The organism is Pseudomonas sp. S2_H10, from assembly GCF_054668285.1.
On record NZ_CP162754.1, the window covers coordinates 5,883,147 to 5,900,400 of the forward strand.

Consider the following 17,254-nt stretch of genomic DNA (forward strand, 5'->3'; position numbering starts at 1 on the left):
TGCAAACAAGCCAAAGACCCCGTCATTGCTGGCGGTGACGGCATTTAGTCGAGCCTCTCCGGCGTCCTGTACTGCATTCAATTGCCCGTGCCAGCCAAGAGCGGCGCGTTTTTTGCCTTGTGATTGGCGATTCCGGCAACGCTTCGCCGGTCGTCAGGAAATCCATAAATTCGTATGCAAAAAAACAGGCCATGGAGTGACATGTTTGAAGGCTTTTCAAGATGTGATTGCCCACGGGCGCTGGGCTGAATGGCTGTCCGGTCATTATGTGGATGATAAGTTGTATACAACTCTATAGACATTTGTCCTGACTATTGAATACAGTGTGCGCATAACAAAAACCAGGGAACCCCCTACCATGAAAACGCCCCATGTTTCACACCAACGGCCCGAGGACGAAAACCTAGGGATCGGCGCGAATATGGCTTATGGCCTGCAACATGTTCTAACCATGTATGGCGGTATTGTCGCGGTGCCTTTGATCATCGGCCAGGCGGCCGGGCTCTCGCCGGCGGACATCGGTTTGTTGATTGCTGCTTCATTGTTTGCGGGGGGGCTGGCGACGCTGCTGCAAACCCTGGGTCTTCCGTTTTTTGGTTGTCAGTTGCCGCTGGTGCAGGGCGTCTCCTTCTCCGGCGTCGCGACCATGGTGGCGATTGTCAGCAGTGGCGGGGAGGGCGGGTTCCAGTCGGTATTGGGGGCGGTGATAGCGGCGTCCCTGATCGGGTTACTGATAACCCCGGTGTTCTCGCGTATCACCCGGTTCTTCCCGCCGCTGGTGACCGGCATCGTGATTACCACCATCGGCCTGACGCTGATGCCGGTAGCCGCGCGCTGGGCCATGGGCGGCAACAGCCACGCGCCGGACTTCGGCAGCATGGCGAACATCGGGCTGGCGGCAGTGACGCTGGTGCTGGTGCTGCTGCTGAGCAAAATCGGCAGTGCGACCATCTCCCGCCTGTCGATTCTGCTGGCCATGGTCATCGGCACGATCATCGCGGTGTTCCTCGGCATGGCGGATTTTTCGTCCGTATCCCAGGGCCCGATGTTCGGCTTCCCGACGCCGTTCCACTTCGGTATGCCGACCTTCCACTTCGCCGCGATCCTGTCGATGTGCATCGTGGTGATGGTGACGCTGGTGGAAACCTCGGCCGACATTCTGGCGGTCGGTGAAATCATCGGCACCAAGGTCGACTCCAAGCGCCTGGGCAACGGTTTGCGCGCCGACATGCTGTCGAGCATGTTCGCGCCGATCTTCGGCTCCTTCACCCAGAGCGCCTTTGCCCAGAACGTCGGGCTGGTGGCGGTCACCGGGATCAAGAGCCGCTATGTGGTGGCCACCGGTGGTCTGTTCCTGGTGATCCTCGGCCTGCTGCCATTCATGGGCCGGGTCATCGCCGCCGTGCCGACCTCGGTACTGGGGGGCGCCGGCATCGTGCTGTTCGGCACCGTGGCGGCCAGCGGCATCCGGACCTTGTCCAAGGTCGACTACCGCAACAACGTCAACCTGATCATCGTTGCCACCTCGATCGGCTTCGGCATGATCCCGATCGCGGCACCGAGCTTCTACGATCACTTCCCGAGTTGGTTCGCGACCATTTTCCATTCGGGCATCAGCTCCTCGGCGATCATGGCTATCGTGCTGAACCTGACCTTCAACCACCTCACTGCCGGCAACTCCGATCAGCAGTCGGTGTTTGCGGCGGGTACCGAGCGCGTGCTGTGTTATCAGGATCTGGCGGCATTGCGTGAAGGCGACTACTTCAGCGACGGCAAGCTGCACGATTGCGACGGCAAGGAGATTCCGGTACTGGAATCGGAGCACGACGTTGCAGAACCACGGGCGGCGCACGCGAAAAGCAGTGAACATGTCTGACGTTCACGGCGACTGAAAAGGGCCGATCTGTCGAATGGACAGATCGGCTTTTTGCTTTTCTGAAGATGGCTTTTCAAACGACCACAAAAAAGCCCCTGGATCTTTCGATTCAGGGGCTTTTCGATGTTGCTGTCTGGCTCCACGACCTGGACTCGAACCAGGGACCCAGTGATTAACAGTCACTTGCTCTACCAACTGAGCTATCGCGGAATGGCGCCTATGTTACTGATTCAAAAAGAGAAGTCAAGCACCGAATGGCAAATGGACGGATTCATGGGGGCGGGCGGTGGTTTAGCGGTCATTGGCGGTTACCAGAATCGCAGCAGAGGTCTACCATGGCCGCCCGGAAGTGGTGACACGCGCTGCCGGCCATTTCGCCGAAAAGGTACGCGCCATGAATCAATTGAAACTCACACCTCGACATTCCGGGGTGCACCCATGAGCATCTCTCAGATCAGCCTGCCCAAAGGTGTCGGCCCCCATGCCGAAAAGCTGTTCGACGCAATCACTCAGGCCGGCACCGCTGAAGCATTGAACCGTGCGGGCGGCAAGGCGGAAGGTTTTGTCCTGGGGCTGGAAAGCACCAAGGCGATCAAGAGTCAGATCGCCGAATCGCTCTACGTCGCCTATGACGACGCGGCCAGCCAGCGTGCGACCGAACTGGCCTAACCGCCGAAGGTAATGGTGCCAAGCATCAGTTTGGCGTAGAGCGCCGTGGCCCCCAGTTGCACCAGCCACAGGGCCAGGCCGCCGAGAAATACGCCGGTGGCCACTTGCATCACCAGGTTGTTGCCGCGTTTGGCCGGGGTGCGCGGGATGAAGCGATCCAGTTCATCCAGGTCATCGCGGTCGGCGCGCAGGTCATCGTTTTTCATAAAGGGTTCTCGCAGAATACTCAGGCATACATAAAACCTGTAGGAGCCGGCTCCTACAGGGTAGATGTGTGCAGTCTAGAGGGCTGGGTCGTTGCTTTGAAAATTATCTGAAGCGAATGAAAAACGGGAAGCCACATGGCTTCCCGTTTTTCATTTCAAGGCCGGATCAGATGACCTGGACGATAGCGTCCGTCACCACCTCGATGTTGCTCTGGTTCAGCGCAGCCACGCAGATGCGGCCGGTGTCCAGGGCGTAGATGCCGAACTCGTTGCGCAGACGGTGAACTTGCTCAACCGTCAGGCCGGAGTACGAGAACATGCCGCACTGACGACCGACGAAGCTGAAATCGCGCTGAGGCGCTTTTTTGGCCAGCAGGTCGACCATCTGGGTGCGCATGCCACGAATGCGCAGGCGCATTTCGGCCAGTTCGGCTTCCCACTGGGCGCGCAGTTCCGGGCTGTTGAGTACGGCAGCAACAACGCTGGCACCGTGGGTCGGCGGGTTGGAGTAGTTGGTGCGGATCACGCGTTTGACTTGCGACAGCACGCGCGCGCTTTCTTCTTTCGATTCGCTGACGATCGACAGGGCACCTACGCGCTCGCCGTACAGCGAGAACGATTTGGAGAACGAGCTGGAGGCGAAGAAGGTCAGGCCCGACTCGGCGAACAGGCGCACGGCGGCGGCGTCTTCGTCGATGCCATCACCGAAACCTTGATACGCCATGTCGAGGAATGGCACGTGGCCTTTGTTTTTGACGACTTCCAGGACGTTTTTCCAGTCCGCCGGGCTCAGGTCCACGCCGGTCGGGTTGTGGCAGCAGGCGTGCAGCACAATGATCGAGCCGTTTGGCAGCGCGTTCAGGTCTTCGAGCATGCCGGTGCGGTTCACGTCGTGGGTCGCGGCATCGTAGTAGCGGTAGTTCTGCACCGGGAAACCGGCGGTTTCGAACAGCGCGCGGTGGTTTTCCCAGCTCGGGTCGCTGATCGCCACGACGGCGTTCGGCAGCAGTTGCTTGAGGAAATCGGCACCGATTTTCAGTGCGCCAGTGCCGCCAACGGCCTGGGTGGTGATGACGCGGCCAGCGGCGAGCAGTGGCGAATCATTGCCGAACAGCAGTTTTTGCACGGCCTGGTCGTAGGCGGCAATGCCGTCGATTGGCAGGTAGCCACGGGAAACGTGTTGAGCGGCGCGAATGGTTTCGGCTTCGACAACGGCGCGCAGGAGTGGAATTCGCCCCTCCTCGTTGCAGTAAACACCGACCCCCAGGTTGACCTTGTTGGTACGGGTATCGGCGTTGAATGCTTCGTTGAGGCCCAGGATTGGATCGCGTGGTGCCATTTCGACAGCGGAGAACAGGCTCATTATTGCGGCGGCTCTGAATGGAGAGTGGAGGGACGTGTCGCGCTCCAGCCGAATGCACTAGAGCGGTGCACAAACGGGGAGCTAGTATAGAGGCCATCCGCGATCAATGGCGACAGGCTATTCGGCTTTTAAGGTAAGTTTTTTTGATTATTTTTCGACCGTTAGTCGATTGGTTATGTCGGACACTTTACCGGATGTAGGACGTTTGCCTTGAAAGGGCTGGCAATCGGCTCCACATTGAGCACAATCCAGTTTTTTCCTCGGGAGACATCGGTCGTTTGCGGTCTTTCTCGTTCGTGCCTGATCCAGAGGTTTTTCATGTCTGAATTCCAGCTAGTCACCCGTTTCGAGCCAGCCGGCGATCAGCCGGAAGCCATCCGCCTGATGGTCGAGGGCATCGAGGCCGGGCTGGCGCACCAGACGCTGCTCGGTGTGACCGGCTCGGGCAAGACGTTCAGCATCGCCAACGTGATCGCGCAGGTGCAGCGCCCGACCCTGGTGCTGGCACCGAACAAGACCCTGGCGGCGCAGTTGTACGGGGAGTTCAAGGCGTTCTTCCCGAACAACGCGGTGGAGTATTTCGTTTCCTACTACGACTACTACCAGCCTGAAGCCTACGTACCTTCCTCGGACACCTTCATCGAGAAAGACGCCTCGATCAACGACCACATCGAACAGATGCGTCTTTCCGCGACCAAGGCCTTGCTGGAGCGCAAGGACGCGATCATCGTCACCACGGTGTCGTGCATCTACGGTCTGGGCAGCCCGGAAACCTATTTGAAGATGGTGCTGCACGTGGATCGCGGAGACCGGCTCGATCAGCGTGAGTTGCTGCGACGCCTGGCCGACCTGCAATACACCCGCAATGACATGGATTTTGCCCGTGCGACCTTTCGCGTGCGTGGCGATGTGATCGATATCCATCCGGCGGAATCCGATTTTGAAGCGATCCGCATCGAACTCTTCGACGACGAAGTGGAAAGCCTGTCGGCATTCGATCCGCTGACCGGCGAAGTCATTCGCAAACTGCCGCGCTTCACCTTCTACCCCAAGAGCCACTACGTGACGCCACGGGAAACCCTGATGGGTGCCGTGGAAGGGATCAAGGAGGAGTTGAAGGAGCGCCTGGAATACCTGCGCGCCAACAACAAACTGGTGGAAGCCCAGCGTCTGGAGCAGCGCACCCGTTTTGACCTGGAAATGATTCTTGAACTGGGTTACTGCAACGGCATCGAAAACTATTCGCGCTATCTGTCTGGCCGTGAAGCCGGAGCGGCGCCGCCGACCCTTTATGATTACCTGCCGGCAGACGCCTTGCTGGTGATCGACGAATCCCACGTCAGCGTGCCGCAGGTGGGCGCGATGTATAAAGGCGACCGTTCGCGAAAAGAGACGCTGGTCGAGTACGGCTTCCGTCTGCCCTCGGCGCTGGACAACCGGCCGATGCGTTTCGACGAATGGGAAAGCATCAGCCCGCAAACGATTTTCGTCTCGGCGACCCCCGGCAACTACGAAGCCGAACACGCCGGCCGCGTCATTGATATGGTCGTGCGTCCCACCGGTTTGGTGGACCCGCAAATCGAGATCCGCCCGGCACTGACCCAGGTCGACGACTTGCTTTCGGAAATCAGCAAGCGCGTCGCTCTGGAGGAGCGGGTGCTGGTCACCACGCTGACCAAGCGCATGGCCGAGGACTTGACCGATTACCTGGCCGACCACGGCGTGCGTGTGCGCTATCTGCACTCGGACATCGACACCGTGGAACGGGTCGAAATCATCCGCGACCTGCGCCTGGGCACTTTCGATGTGCTGGTGGGCATCAACCTGTTGCGCGAAGGCCTGGACATGCCGGAAGTTTCGCTGGTGGCGATCCTCGATGCCGACAAGGAAGGTTTCCTGCGATCCGAGCGCTCGCTGATCCAGACCATCGGCCGGGCGGCACGTAACCTCAATGGCCGGGCGATTCTGTATGCCGACCGGATCACCGGTTCCATGGAGCGCGCGATCGGTGAAACCGAGCGTCGTCGTGACAAGCAGATCGCTTTCAACCTGGCCAACGGCATCACGCCAAAAGGCGTGTTCAAGGACGTCGCCGACATCATGGAAGGCGCCACCGTGCCCGGTTCGCGCAGCAAGAAGCGCAAAGGCATGGCCAAGGCCGCCGAGGAAAACGCCCGGTACGAGGCCGAACTGCGCTCGCCGGGCGAGATCGCCAAGCGTATCAAGGCGCTGGAAGAGAAGATGTATCAGCTCGCCCGCGACCTGGAATTCGAAGCGGCGGCGCAGATGCGCGACGAGATTGCCAAGTTGCGCGAGCGCCTGCTGACTGTTTGATTGGCGGCGCCTGACAGGGCCTCATCGCGGGCAAGCCCGCTCCCACAGGTCGGTGGGTGGACACAAGTTTTGTGAGCACCCTCAATCCTGTGGGAGCGGGCTTGCCCGCGATGGGGCCAGTCCTGGCACCACAATACCTGACTAGTGCGCCTCGCCAGCCTTCAACCCCTCCGGCAACTTCCGGGTCAGCAACACCGCCACCATGCTGATCCCCAGCGCAATCCCGACAAAGTGAAACGCGTCGTTATAGGCCATGATCGACGCCTGTTGATGCGCGATCTCGCTGAGTTTGCCCAGTGCCGCCGTTTCACCGCCCAATCGTTCAGCCAGCGAGGCGATGCGCTCGGCCACCTGCGGATTGCTTGGCACGATGGATTCGCGCAGGTAGTCGAAGTAAACCTTGGTCCGCGCATCGAGCAACGTCGCGAGCAGGGCGATGCCGATGGCGCCGCCGAGGTTGCGCAGGATGTTGAACAGGCTCGATGCCGACCCCGCATCCTGGGGCAGGATGTAGGAGGTCGCGATCAACGAGATGGTGACCATGATCAGCGGTTGCCCCAGGGCGCGGATGATCTGGATCTGGTTGAACTGCGGCCCGGCAAAGTCCGGGTTGAGCACCCCCGAAGAGAAACTCGCCAGCCCGAACAGCCCGAAGCCCAGGGTGCACAGCCATTTCGGCGAGATGAACTTCATCAGCTTGGGCACCAGCGGAATCAGAAACAGCTGCGGCACGCCCATCCACATGATCACCTCGCCAATCTGCAAGGCGTTGTAGTTCTGGATCTGCGCCAGGTACAGCGGCAGCAGGTAGATCGAACCGTACAACCCGACCCCCATGCCGACGCTGGAAATACTGGACAAGCCGAAGTTGCGATTGCCGAGGATGCCGAGATTGATCAACGGATTGGGTTTGGAGAACTGCACGATCACAAAGCTGATCAGGCTGACCAGGGCAATGCTGCCCAGGGTCACGATCAGGCTCGATTCCAGCCAGTCCTTGCGGTGGCCTTCCTCCAGGAATACCTGCAAGCAGCCAAGCCCGACGCCGAGGGTGAGAATGCCGGCGTAGTCGGTGCTTTTGAGCAGTTCCCAGTGCGCTTCCTTTTTCTCCAGGCCATACATCAGGCCGGCGATCATGATCAGGCCGGGCGGGATGTTGATGTAGAAAATGTACTCCCAGCCCCAGTTTTCCGTCAGCCAGCCGCCGAGTGTCGGGCCGATGGAGGGGGCGAAGGTGGCGGTCATGGCGAACATGGCCATGCCCTTGGCGCGGTGGTGTTCCGGCAGTTTGATCAGGGTCAGGGTGAACGCCAGCGGAATCAGCGCGCCGCCGGTAAAGCCCTGCAGCGCACGAAAGACGATCATGCTTTCCAGGCTCCAGGCCATGGAGCAGAGCAGGGAAGCGACCAGGAATCCGAGGGACACCCACACCGCCAGGCGTCGTGCCGAGAGCAACTGCACGAGCCAGGCGGTGAGCGGGATCATGATGATTTCCGCGACCAGGTAGGAGGTGGAAATCCACGAGCCTTCTTCCAGGGTCGCCGACAACGCGCCCTGGATATCCTTGAGCGAGGAGTTGGTGATCTGGATGTCGAGCACGGCCATGAAGGCGCCGAGCATCACGCTCATCACCGCGATCCAGTCCCGCCGGGTCGGTTCGCCGACCGGGCGGATCAGTTGGTCACCGGCCATCGTCGGCGGCGTCTTGGCGGCTCACTTTGGTGGCGACATCGTCGGCGGCGTCCTTGATGTTCACCTTGGCGGTCACCGACATGCCCGGACGAATCTTGCCGCGCAACGGGTTGTCGGCGGCGAAGGTCAGCTTTACCGGAATCCGTTGTACGACTTTGGTGAAGTTGCCCGTGGCATTGTCTGGCGGCAACAGGCTGAACTGCGCGCCCGAGGCGGCAAACAGGCTGTCGACCCGGGCCTGGATCGGTGTGTCGCTGTAGGCGTCGAAGATCAGCTCGGCTTTCTGGCCGGGGTGCATGTGGCCGATCTGGGTTTCCTTGAAGTTGGCCTGAATCCAGATGTCCCGGTCCGGAACGATCGACAGCAAATACGCGCCGGCCTGCACAACCTGGCCTTCGCGGGCGGCACGCTGGCCGATCAGGCCGCTGATGGGCGAGTGGATTTCAATGCGGGTCAGGTTCAGCTCGGCTTGCGCCAGGTCGGCCTTGGCATTGGCGATCTGCGCGTCGAGGCGCTTGATCTCGGCGTTCAGTGCGTTGACTTGCTGGCGCTGGCCCTGGGCATCCGCCTGAGCCTTGGCCAGTTGCGAACGGGCAATGTGGTTGTCGGCGGAGAGGGTGGTCACCCGTTCTTCCGAGACATAACCAGGCTTGCGCAAGGTCTCGGCGCGGGTCAGATCAATCTGTGAGCGGCCCAGGCTGGCCTGGCTGGACTGTACTTGCGCTTCGCTGGCGGCAATCAGGCTGGCCTGTTGGGTCAGTTTGCTCTGGGCTTGCAGGCGCTCGGCTTCGCGGGTGGCGAGGGTCGCGTTGGCACGGTCGACAGCGAGGTGGAAGTCGTCGCCTTCGAGTTTAATCAGCAACTGGCCTTTCTCGACGTGCTGGTTGTCCTGCACCAGCACCTGATCGATGCGCGCGCCCAATTGGCTCGACACGCGGGTGATCTCGCCCTGGACATAGGCGTTGTCGGTGCTTTCATAAAAGCGCCCCTTGAAGAACCAGTGGGCAAACAGGCCCCCGGCAATCAGCAGGACAATCAGCAGGAAGGTAAAGAGGCGACGCTTGAGTTGGGCAGGCATGAGGCAAACTGTAGTCGAGAAATTGTAAGAGAAGGTATCAGCAGGCAAATCTGGCATACAGCCGATAAACGGTAAATGCCAACGGCTGATATTCGGCCATTCGCTGCGCCATACGGGCGTTACAGACGCAACCTTGGCTTAAATGCCCTGTTCACTGGAGCCGGGCGGGTGTCGCCTGTTACCATTCGCGCCTTGTTTGAACTTCGCTTTTATTCTTTTCGAGACATGCCATGACCACCGTCCGCACTCGCATCGCGCCATCGCCTACCGGGGATCCCCACGTAGGTACCGCCTACATCGCCTTGTTCAACTACTGCTTTGCCAAGCAGCATGGCGGTGAGTTCATCCTGCGGATCGAAGACACCGACCAATTGCGTTCGACCCGCGAGTCCGAACAGCAGATTTTCGACGCCCTGCGCTGGCTGGGGATCGAGTGGAGCGAGGGCCCGGACGTCGGCGGCCCGCACGGTCCGTACCGTCAAAGCGAGCGTGGCGATATTTATCAGAAATATTGCCAACAGTTGGTAGAGCTCGGTCATGCCTTCCCGTGCTTCTGCACCGCCGAAGAGCTGGACCAGATGCGCGCCGAGCAGATGGCCCGTGGTGAAACCCCGCGCTACGACGGCCGTGCGCTGCTGCTGTCGAAGGAAGAGGTTGACCGTCGCCTGGCTGCTGGCGAGCCACACGTGATCCGCATGAAGGTGCCGAGCGAAGGCGTCTGCGTGGTGCCGGACATGCTGCGCGGCGACGTCGAGATCCCGTGGGACCGCATGGACATGCAGGTCCTGATGAAGACCGACGGCCTGCCGACGTACTTCCTGGCCAACGTGGTCGATGACCACCTGATGGGCATCACCCACGTATTGCGCGGCGAAGAGTGGCTGCCATCGGCACCGAAGCTGATCCTGCTGTACGAGTACTTCGGCTGGGAACAACCGGAGCTGTGCTACATGCCGCTGCTGCGTAACCCGGACAAGAGCAAGTTGTCCAAGCGCAAGAACCCGACCTCGGTGACGTTCTACGAGCGTATGGGCTTCATGCCCGAAGCGATGCTCAACTACCTGGGCCGCATGGGCTGGTCGATGCCGGACGAGCGCGAGAAGTTCTCGTTGCAGGAAATGGTCGAGCACTTCGATCTCAAGCGCGTGTCCCTTGGCGGGCCGATCTTCGACATCGAGAAGCTGTCGTGGCTCAACGGCCAGTGGTTGCGTGACCTGCCGGTGGAAGAATTCGCCGCGCGCGTGCAGAAGTGGGCGTTCAACTCCGAATACATGATGAAGATCGCGCCGCACGTACAGGGCCGGGTCGAGACCTTCAGCCAGGTGGCACCGCTGGCCGGGTTCTTCTTTGCCGGTGGCGTGAACCCCGATGCCAAGCTGTTCGAATCCAAGAAGCTCTCGGGCGATCAGGTCCGCCAGTTGATGCAGTTGATCCTGTGGAAGCTGGAAAGCCTGCGTCAGTGGGAAAAGGACAGCATCACCGCGACCATCCAGGCGGTGGTCGAATCCCTGGAGCTGAAGCTGCGTGACGCCATGCCACTGATGTTCGCCGCGATCACCGGCCAGGCCAGCTCGGTGTCGGTGCTGGATGCGATGGAGATTCTCGGGCCGGACCTGACCCGTTTCCGCCTGCGCCAGGCCATCGACCTGCTGGGCGGCGTGTCTAAGAAAGAAAACAAAGAGTGGGAAAAGCTGTTGGGCGCGATTGCCTGATCCCGCTGGGTTGGACCTGTAGGAGCCGGCTTGCTGGCGAAGCGACCTTGCAGCCTGCATCAATCTTGCGGCTGCTATCGCTGGCAAGCCAGCTCCTACAGTTGGGGAAAACCCCGTTTTTTCCGGGGAAGGGCGGTAAGTGATTGTTATGTCGGCAAAAAATTTTAAAAAAAATCAAAAATAAGTTTGACAGACTTTCGATACGCCCTTAAGATTCGCCCCGTCCTCAGCGATGACATCGAAGATGCATCAATGATGAGGGGCTTTAGCTCAGCTGGGAGAGCGCCTGCATGGCATGCAGGAGGTCAGCGGTTCGATCCCGCTAAGCTCCACCAATTTTACAAGTTCAAGGTCTGGCCACACCGGTCTTGAATCGATCAGCACTCAGCACTGATCAGTTGTATAGAAGGGTTTGCGTCCCCTTCGTCTAGTGGCCTAGGACACCGCCCTTTCACGGCGGTAACAGGGGTTCGAGTCCCCTAGGGGACGCCAGTTTTACAGAAGTGATGTTGCAAGATGTCACTCCGCCGCGAGGCGAAAAATCCGGGGCTTTAGCTCAGCTGGGAGAGCGCCTGCATGGCATGCAGGAGGTCAGCGGTTCGATCCCGCTAAGCTCCACCAATTTTACAGTTCAAGGTCTGGCCACACCGGCCTTGAATCGATCAGCACTCAGCACTGGTCAGTTGTATAGAAGGTTTTGCGTCCCCTTCGTCTAGTGGCCTAGGACACCGCCCTTTCACGGCGGTAACAGGGGTTCGAGTCCCCTAGGGGACGCCACGATTACCCGCTCTGCGGGATTTTATAAGGGTCATTCAATTATTGAATGGCCCTTTTGTTTGTCTGGCGTTTGGCCAAATTCCCCCATTTCCAAAAAAAACTGTTCGTCAGACCAGCGGTCGCAGCCATGACTTGCTAAAATTTATTATGAGAATAATATTTCAATCGTAATATTCGGAGGCAACGATGAACGATAAAAAAGCTCAAACCCGCGAACGCATCCTCAAGGCCGCCAGCGCCGCGCTGATTCAGCGCGGCCCGGCCGAGCCAAGCGTGGGCGAAGTGATGGGCGCGGCGGGCCTGACGGTCGGCGGCTTCTACGCACACTTCGAAAGCAAGGACGCGATGATGCTCGAGGCGTTCAAGCAATTGCTCGGTCATCGCCGCGACCTGATTGCCGACATGGACGCGCAGTTGACCGGCGAAGAACGTCGCGCTCTGGTGGCCGCGTTTTATCTGTCGCGCAGGCATCGTGATTCCTCCGAATCGGCTTGCCCGATCCCGGCATCGGTCGGCGAGCTGGGGCGGCTGCCGGAAGCGTTTCGTGTCGCCCTGAATGAGCATGTGGAACTGATGGTCGCGCAGTTGGCGGCCAGTCCTGAAGAAACCGAAAAAGCCTTGGCCGATATGGCCTTGATGGTGGGTGGGCTGGCTCTGGCGCGGGCGCTGGGGCCGGGAGAGCTGTCCGATCGATTACTGCGTGCCGCCAAATCGGCAGTGCGTTGACCTGAAGGCTGCGGCCTGAGGAGAATGCGATGAGCGCGTTAAAGTGGGTTCGTGGCGTTAATGGCACCTTGGGCTGGTTTGCCCCGAAACTGGTCGCGAGCAAAATGCGCGTGGCCTTCATGACCCCGCGGGATCTGCCGCCCCGCGACTGGGAATTGCCGCTGCTGGCGCGATCGGAGCGCATCACCCTGCGCTTCGGCCTCTCCGCGCTGCGTTGGGGGCAGGGGCCTGCCGTGCTGCTGATGCACGGCTGGGAAGGTCGGCCGACGCAGTTTGCCAGTCTCATCACCGCGCTGGTCGATGCCGGATATTCGGTGGTCGCCCTGGATGGTCCGGCTCACGGTCGCTCGCCGGGCAGTGAAGCGAACGTGGTGCTGTTCGCTCGCGCCATGCTGGAAGCCGCTGCCGAACTGCCACCCCTGCAAGCGGTCATCGGCCATTCCATGGGCGGCGCCAGTGCCATGCTCGCGGTGCAGTTGGGCCTGCGTACCGAAACCCTGGTCTCCATTGCCGCTCCGGCGCGGATTCTGGGGGTGCTGCGCGGTTTTGCCCGTTATGTGGGGCTGCCGCCGAAAGCACGTTCGGCGTTCATTCGCCAGGTCGAGAGGGATGTCGGCATGCGCGCCGCGACGCTGGATGTTGCGCACTATCAGCTCGACATGCCTGGCCTGATCGTCCACGCCGAAGATGACAACATGGTGCCGGTGAAGGAGTCGCAACTGATCCACGAAGCCTGGTTCGACAGCCGCTTGTTGCGCTTGCAAGAAGGCGGGCATCAGCGCGTGCTCGCCGATCCGCGGGTGATTGATGGCGTGTTGTCACTGCTGGCCGGTCGCAGTCTGCAATCGCGCCAATCCGCCTGAGCATCCGTTACACTGCCCCGGTCGAAATCATCTGACCGGGAGTTGGGGCATGGGCTGGGATCGGGAAACGCCATTTATCATTGATCTGCAGGTGGGCGACGAGGACATTGACGGGCTGGGGCACGCGAACAACGCGGTCTACGTGACCTGGCTCGAACGCTGTGCCTGGCGCCACTCCCAGCGCCTTGGCCTGGATCTGGTCGAGTATCGGCGGCTGGACCGGGCGATGGCGGTGGTGCGTCACGAGATCGATTACCTGGCGGCGGCCTATGAAGGCGATGAGCTGCAATTGGCGACCTGGATCGTCGATTGGGACCAGCGCCTGAAAATGACCCGGCACTTCCAGTTGATCCGCCCAAGCGACAATGCAACGCTGCTGCGTGCGCAAACCACGTTCGTCTGCATCGAGCTGTCCACCGGCAAGCCCAAGCGCATGCCGACGGAGTTCATCGAGGGCTATGGCCCGGCGTTGACCCAATGTGGGAGCGAGCTTGCTCGCGATGAACGATAACGCGGTGTGTGTCTGATAAACCGCGTCGCCTGAATCGCGAGCAAGCTCGCTCCCACAGGTGGTCGCGATGTTCTGCAGATTCTTCGCGCAATCCAGTAAACTGCCGCACGTTTTTCCTCGAGTGTGTTTTTCATGCAAATTGCTTTGGCGCCCATGGAGGGGTTGGTCGACGACATCCTGCGCGATGTGCTGACCCGCGTGGGTGGTATTGACTGGTGCGTGACCGAGTTCATTCGGGTCAACGACCAGTTGCTGACGCCTGCCTATTTCCACAAGTTCGGCCCGGAGTTGCTCAACGGTGCCCGGACGGCCTCCGGCGTGCCGCTGCGTGTGCAACTGCTCGGTTCCGATCCGGTGTGCCTGGCGGAAAATGCCGCGCTGGCTTGCGAACTGGGTTCCGAAGTGATCGACCTGAACTTCGGCTGCCCGGCCAAGACCGTCAACAAATCCCGGGGTGGCGCGGTATTGCTCAAGGAACCCGAGCTGCTCAACCAGATCGTCGAGCACGTCCGCCGCGCCGTCCCCGCGCACATTCCGGTCACCGCCAAGATGCGCCTGGGCTTCGACAGCCCGGACGGTTCGCTGGTGTGTGCCACGGCCCTCGCCGAAGGCGGCGCGGAACACATCGTGGTGCATGCGCGGACCAAGGTCGACGGCTACAAGCCGCCGGCGCACTGGGAGTGGATTCCACGGGTGCAGGACGTGGTCAAGGTGCCGGTATTCGCCAACGGTGACATCTGGAGCGTCGAAGACTGGCGTCGCTGCCGCGAGATCAGCGGCGTGGAAGACATCATGCTCGGCCGTGGCCTTTGTTCACGCCCGGACCTTGCCCGGCAGATCGCCGCCGCACGGGCCGGAGAGGAGGTCGTGGAGATGACCTGGAACGAGTTGCTGCCACTGGTCCAGGACTTCTGGCTGCAGGCCAAGGCGCAGATGACCCCACGCCAATCGCCGGGGCGGCTGAAGCAATGGCTGGCGATGCTGACCCGCAATTATCCAGAGGCGGTAGAGCTGTTCACCGTCCTGCGTCGTGAGACCGAGCTGGATAATGTCTCGCGCTTGTTGGGGCTGCCGGTGGCGGAAGCGGCCTGATAAAAATCTGAAAACAGTCTCTTGAAATGCAATCAGCGGTCCCTATCTAAGGGTTACGCGATGCCGAATCCGGGTCGCGGAGACAAAAAACCTTGCTGATTGTTTTCAGGAGATTTGAACCATGAGTACTGCTTTTTCCCTGGCCCCACTGTTCCGTTCCTCGGTAGGTTTCGACCGTTTCAATGACCTGTTCGAAACCGCCCTGCGCAATGAGCCAGGCAGCACCTATCCACCTTACAACGTGGAAAAACACGGCGACGATCAATACCGCATCGTCGTAGCGGCCGCCGGTTTCCAGGAAGACGACCTGGAACTGCAAGTCGAGAAGGGTGTGCTGACCATCAGTGGTGGCAAACGTGACGCCAACGAGGGCGTGACCTTCCTGCACCAGGGCATTGCCCAGCGTGCGTTCAAGCTGTCCTTCCGCCTGGCCGATCACATCGAGATCAAGGCTGCCGACCTGCGCAACGGTCTGTTGAGCATCGACCTGTTGCGAGTGATTCCGGAAGAGGCAAAAGCCAAGCGCATCCCGATCAACGGGGCGCAGAAACCGACTCTGCAACATTGAGTCGAGACTGATGCCGGGTTTGTGATTGATCAAACGGCCGGCTAAAACAAAAAGACCCCGACCTGTCGGGGTCTTTTTTTTGGCCATTCGCTGGCTTGTCGGGTCGCCGCATCGCAGCGATGGTCGTCAAAGATAACGTGGGAAAGTTGGATAAACGCGGCGCACTGGAGTCCATCGCCAGCAAGCCGGCTCCTACAGGTATTGCGTTTTCCCGGGGTGGGGTGAAGCGCTCAAGTCCAGCCGTAGCGCACCAGATGAAAGAAGATCGGTGCTGCAAAACACACCGAGTCCAGTCGGTCGAGCATGCCGCCGTGGCCTTCGATCATGTGTCCCCAATCCTTCACGCCCCGGTCGCGCTTGATCGCCGACATCACGATGCCGCCGGCGAAACCCAGCAAATTGATCAGTAGAGCGATGAACAGTGACTGCCACGCCGTGAACGGCGTGATCCACCACAAGGCGCAGCCGATCAGCGAGGCCAGCAGAATGCCGCCGACAAAGCCTTCCACGGTTTTGGAGGGCGACAGTTTCGGCGCGATCTTGCGTTTGCCGAACAGCTTGCCGCACACGTATTGCAGCACATCCGACATCTGCACCACGATCACCAGATAGGCGATCAACAGCAGGTTTCGCCCTTCATAACCGGCGATGTCCAGGGTCAGCAGGGCGGGTACGTGGGACACGCAGAACACCGCGATCATCAGACCCCACTGGACCTTTGAGGCGCGCTCGAGAAAGTGTGTGCTGTCACCACCCAGGGACGCCAGGATCGGCAGCAGCAAAAACACGTAGACCGGGATGAAGATGGAAAACAGCCCGTACCAATCGTAGTAGATCAACAGGTATTGCAACGGCAGTGCCAGGTAGAAAGCCGCCACCAGTGCCGGGTAGTCGCTGCCGCGGGTCGGCGTGAGGGTCATGAATTCGCGCAGGGCGTAGAACGACACCAGGTAGAACAGCAGGATCACCGCAGTGGTGCCAAGCCAGAAGGCGACCCCGATCACCAGCACCATCACCCACCAGGCATTGATGCGCGCGTTGAGGTTGTCGATCACCGGGTTGGCGGTTCCCCGGGTGCGTCGTTTGAGTACAAAACCGATCAGCGAGGCCAGCAGCAGAAACGCGCCGATACCTGCGAACAACATCAAGGTCTGTCTGTCCATGTCAGGCATGCTCCCCGGCCAGGTTCAGCAGCGCTTCGCGGCTGCGCTCGAGAAACTGCGCCTTGCTTTCCTCTTCGCCCACGGCCAGCGCGGCGCCAAAACTGATGGTGCACAGCAGCGGTAGCGGCAGCACGCGCCCCTTGGGCATGACGCGGTTGAGGTTGGCGATCCACACCGGGATCAATTGCGCCTGTGGGTACTGTTTCGCCAGGTGATACAGCCCGCTTTTGAACGGCAGCAGGCCGTCTTCGGGATTGCGCGTGCCTTCAGGGAAGATGATCAGCGAATCGCCGTTTGCCAGGGCATCGAGCATCGGCTGCAACGGATTATCGGCGTTGTCCTTGCGCTCGCGGTCAATCAGCACGCCATTGAACACCCGGTTGATGATGTACCGGCGCAGGGGGCTTTTGAGCCAGTAATCGGCGCCGGCGACCGGTCGGGTGATGTCGCGCAAGGTGGGCGGCAGCGATGCCCACAGCAGCACGAAATCGCCATGGCTGCTGTGGTTGGCGAAATAGATGCGCTGCACCGCTTGCGGCGCACAACCGAGCCACAGGCTGCGGGCGCCGGTAAGGAGGCGCGCGGCAGACGTGATGAGGGTGGCAACCACGGGTTCCAGCATGA

The 17,254-nt window shown here is 60.3% G+C and carries 15 protein-coding genes and 5 tRNA genes; 13 read left to right on the top strand and 7 right to left on the bottom strand.

Annotation, left to right across the window (positions count from 1 at the left end; genetic code table 11):
* Positions 1-358 precede the first annotated feature (358 nt).
* Positions 359-1,876, top strand: coding sequence for a nucleobase:cation symporter-2 family protein (locus tag AB4O16_RS26515; protein WP_460156207.1), 1,518 nt, complete (start codon positions 359-361; stop codon positions 1,874-1,876).
* Positions 1,877-2,010: 134 nt separating this feature from the next.
* On the opposite strand, the gene AB4O16_RS26520 is transcribed toward AB4O16_RS26515, so the two are convergent.
* Positions 2,011-2,086, bottom strand: a tRNA-Asn gene (locus AB4O16_RS26520).
* A gap of 228 nt (positions 2,087-2,314) precedes the next feature.
* Between AB4O16_RS26520 and AB4O16_RS26525 the strand changes: the two genes are divergently transcribed.
* Positions 2,315-2,545 carry a hypothetical protein gene (locus AB4O16_RS26525; protein WP_429491921.1) on the top strand — a complete coding sequence of 77 codons (231 nt, stop codon included), beginning with the start codon at positions 2,315-2,317 and terminating at the stop codon, positions 2,543-2,545.
* On the opposite strand, the gene AB4O16_RS26530 is transcribed toward AB4O16_RS26525, so the two are convergent.
* Positions 2,542-2,751: a hypothetical protein gene (locus AB4O16_RS26530; RefSeq protein ID WP_460156208.1), complete on the bottom strand. Its 210-nt coding sequence runs from the start codon at positions 2,749-2,751 to the stop codon at positions 2,542-2,544. The genes AB4O16_RS26525 and AB4O16_RS26530 overlap by 4 nt on opposite strands.
* A 166-nt stretch (positions 2,752-2,917) precedes the next feature.
* Positions 2,918-4,114 (bottom strand): amino acid aminotransferase, encoded by a 1,197-nt coding sequence (locus AB4O16_RS26535; RefSeq protein ID WP_150717016.1) that lies wholly within the window; start codon positions 4,112-4,114, stop codon positions 2,918-2,920.
* Positions 4,115-4,432: 318 nt separating this feature from the next.
* Here AB4O16_RS26535 and uvrB point away from each other — a divergent pair, with 318 nt between their 5' ends.
* Positions 4,433-6,448: an excinuclease ABC subunit UvrB gene (uvrB, locus tag AB4O16_RS26540; protein ID WP_160389423.1), complete on the top strand. Its 2,016-nt coding sequence runs from the start codon at positions 4,433-4,435 to the stop codon at positions 6,446-6,448.
* A 141-nt stretch (positions 6,449-6,589) separates the two neighbouring features.
* Here the strand turns inward: uvrB and AB4O16_RS26545 are convergent, their stop codons facing one another.
* Together AB4O16_RS26545 and AB4O16_RS26550 are read right to left on the bottom strand one after the other, a co-directional pair.
* Positions 6,590-8,140 (bottom strand): MDR family MFS transporter, encoded by a 1,551-nt coding sequence (locus AB4O16_RS26545; RefSeq protein WP_460156209.1) that lies wholly within the window; start codon positions 8,138-8,140, stop codon positions 6,590-6,592.
* Entirely contained in the window at positions 8,130-9,218 is a 1,089-nt protein-coding gene (locus tag AB4O16_RS26550) for an HlyD family secretion protein (RefSeq protein ID WP_460156210.1), read from the bottom strand. The genes AB4O16_RS26545 and AB4O16_RS26550 overlap by 11 nt, the downstream gene beginning before the upstream one ends.
* A 230-nt stretch (positions 9,219-9,448) precedes the next feature.
* On the opposite strand from AB4O16_RS26550, the gene gltX reads away from it, so the two are divergent.
* The 10 genes from gltX (at position 9,449) to AB4O16_RS26600 (ending at position 15,467) form a co-directional block, all read left to right on the top strand.
* Complete coding sequence (gene gltX, locus AB4O16_RS26555; RefSeq protein ID WP_460156211.1) at positions 9,449-10,930, top strand: glutamate--tRNA ligase; 1,482 nt, start codon at positions 9,449-9,451, stop codon at positions 10,928-10,930.
* A gap of 259 nt (positions 10,931-11,189) precedes the next feature.
* Positions 11,190-11,265, top strand: a tRNA-Ala gene (locus AB4O16_RS26560).
* Positions 11,266-11,346: 81 nt separating this feature from the next.
* Positions 11,347-11,422 (top strand) — tRNA-Glu (locus AB4O16_RS26565).
* 53 nt (positions 11,423-11,475) lie between these two features.
* Positions 11,476-11,551, top strand: a tRNA-Ala gene (locus AB4O16_RS26570).
* 80 nt (positions 11,552-11,631) lie between these two features.
* Positions 11,632-11,707: transfer RNA gene (locus AB4O16_RS26575), tRNA-Glu, on the top strand.
* A 186-nt stretch (positions 11,708-11,893) separates the two neighbouring features.
* Positions 11,894-12,433 (top strand): TetR/AcrR family transcriptional regulator, encoded by a 540-nt coding sequence (locus tag AB4O16_RS26580; protein WP_460156212.1) that lies wholly within the window; start codon positions 11,894-11,896, stop codon positions 12,431-12,433.
* A 29-nt stretch (positions 12,434-12,462) separates the two neighbouring features.
* Positions 12,463-13,296 carry an alpha/beta fold hydrolase gene (locus AB4O16_RS26585; protein ID WP_160389418.1) on the top strand — a complete coding sequence of 278 codons (834 nt, stop codon included), beginning with the start codon at positions 12,463-12,465 and terminating at the stop codon, positions 13,294-13,296.
* A gap of 49 nt (positions 13,297-13,345) precedes the next feature.
* Entirely contained in the window at positions 13,346-13,807 is a 462-nt protein-coding gene (locus AB4O16_RS26590) for an acyl-CoA thioesterase (protein ID WP_160389417.1), read from the top strand.
* A gap of 132 nt (positions 13,808-13,939) precedes the next feature.
* Positions 13,940-14,899 carry a tRNA dihydrouridine synthase gene (locus AB4O16_RS26595; RefSeq protein ID WP_150717010.1) on the top strand — a complete coding sequence of 320 codons (960 nt, stop codon included), beginning with the start codon at positions 13,940-13,942 and terminating at the stop codon, positions 14,897-14,899.
* A 121-nt stretch (positions 14,900-15,020) separates the two neighbouring features.
* Complete coding sequence (locus tag AB4O16_RS26600) at positions 15,021-15,467, top strand: Hsp20 family protein (RefSeq protein ID WP_110659879.1); 447 nt, start codon at positions 15,021-15,023, stop codon at positions 15,465-15,467.
* 230 nt (positions 15,468-15,697) lie between these two features.
* Here the strand turns inward: AB4O16_RS26600 and AB4O16_RS26605 are convergent, their stop codons facing one another.
* Both AB4O16_RS26605 and AB4O16_RS26610 read right to left on the bottom strand, forming a co-directional pair.
* Positions 15,698-16,630 carry a phosphatidate cytidylyltransferase gene (locus AB4O16_RS26605; RefSeq protein WP_460156213.1) on the bottom strand — a complete coding sequence of 311 codons (933 nt, stop codon included), beginning with the start codon at positions 16,628-16,630 and terminating at the stop codon, positions 15,698-15,700.
* A 1-nt stretch (position 16,631) separates the two neighbouring features.
* Entirely contained in the window at positions 16,632-17,252 is a 621-nt protein-coding gene (locus AB4O16_RS26610; RefSeq protein ID WP_160389414.1) for a lysophospholipid acyltransferase family protein, read from the bottom strand.
* Positions 17,253-17,254: the final 2 nt, after the last annotated feature.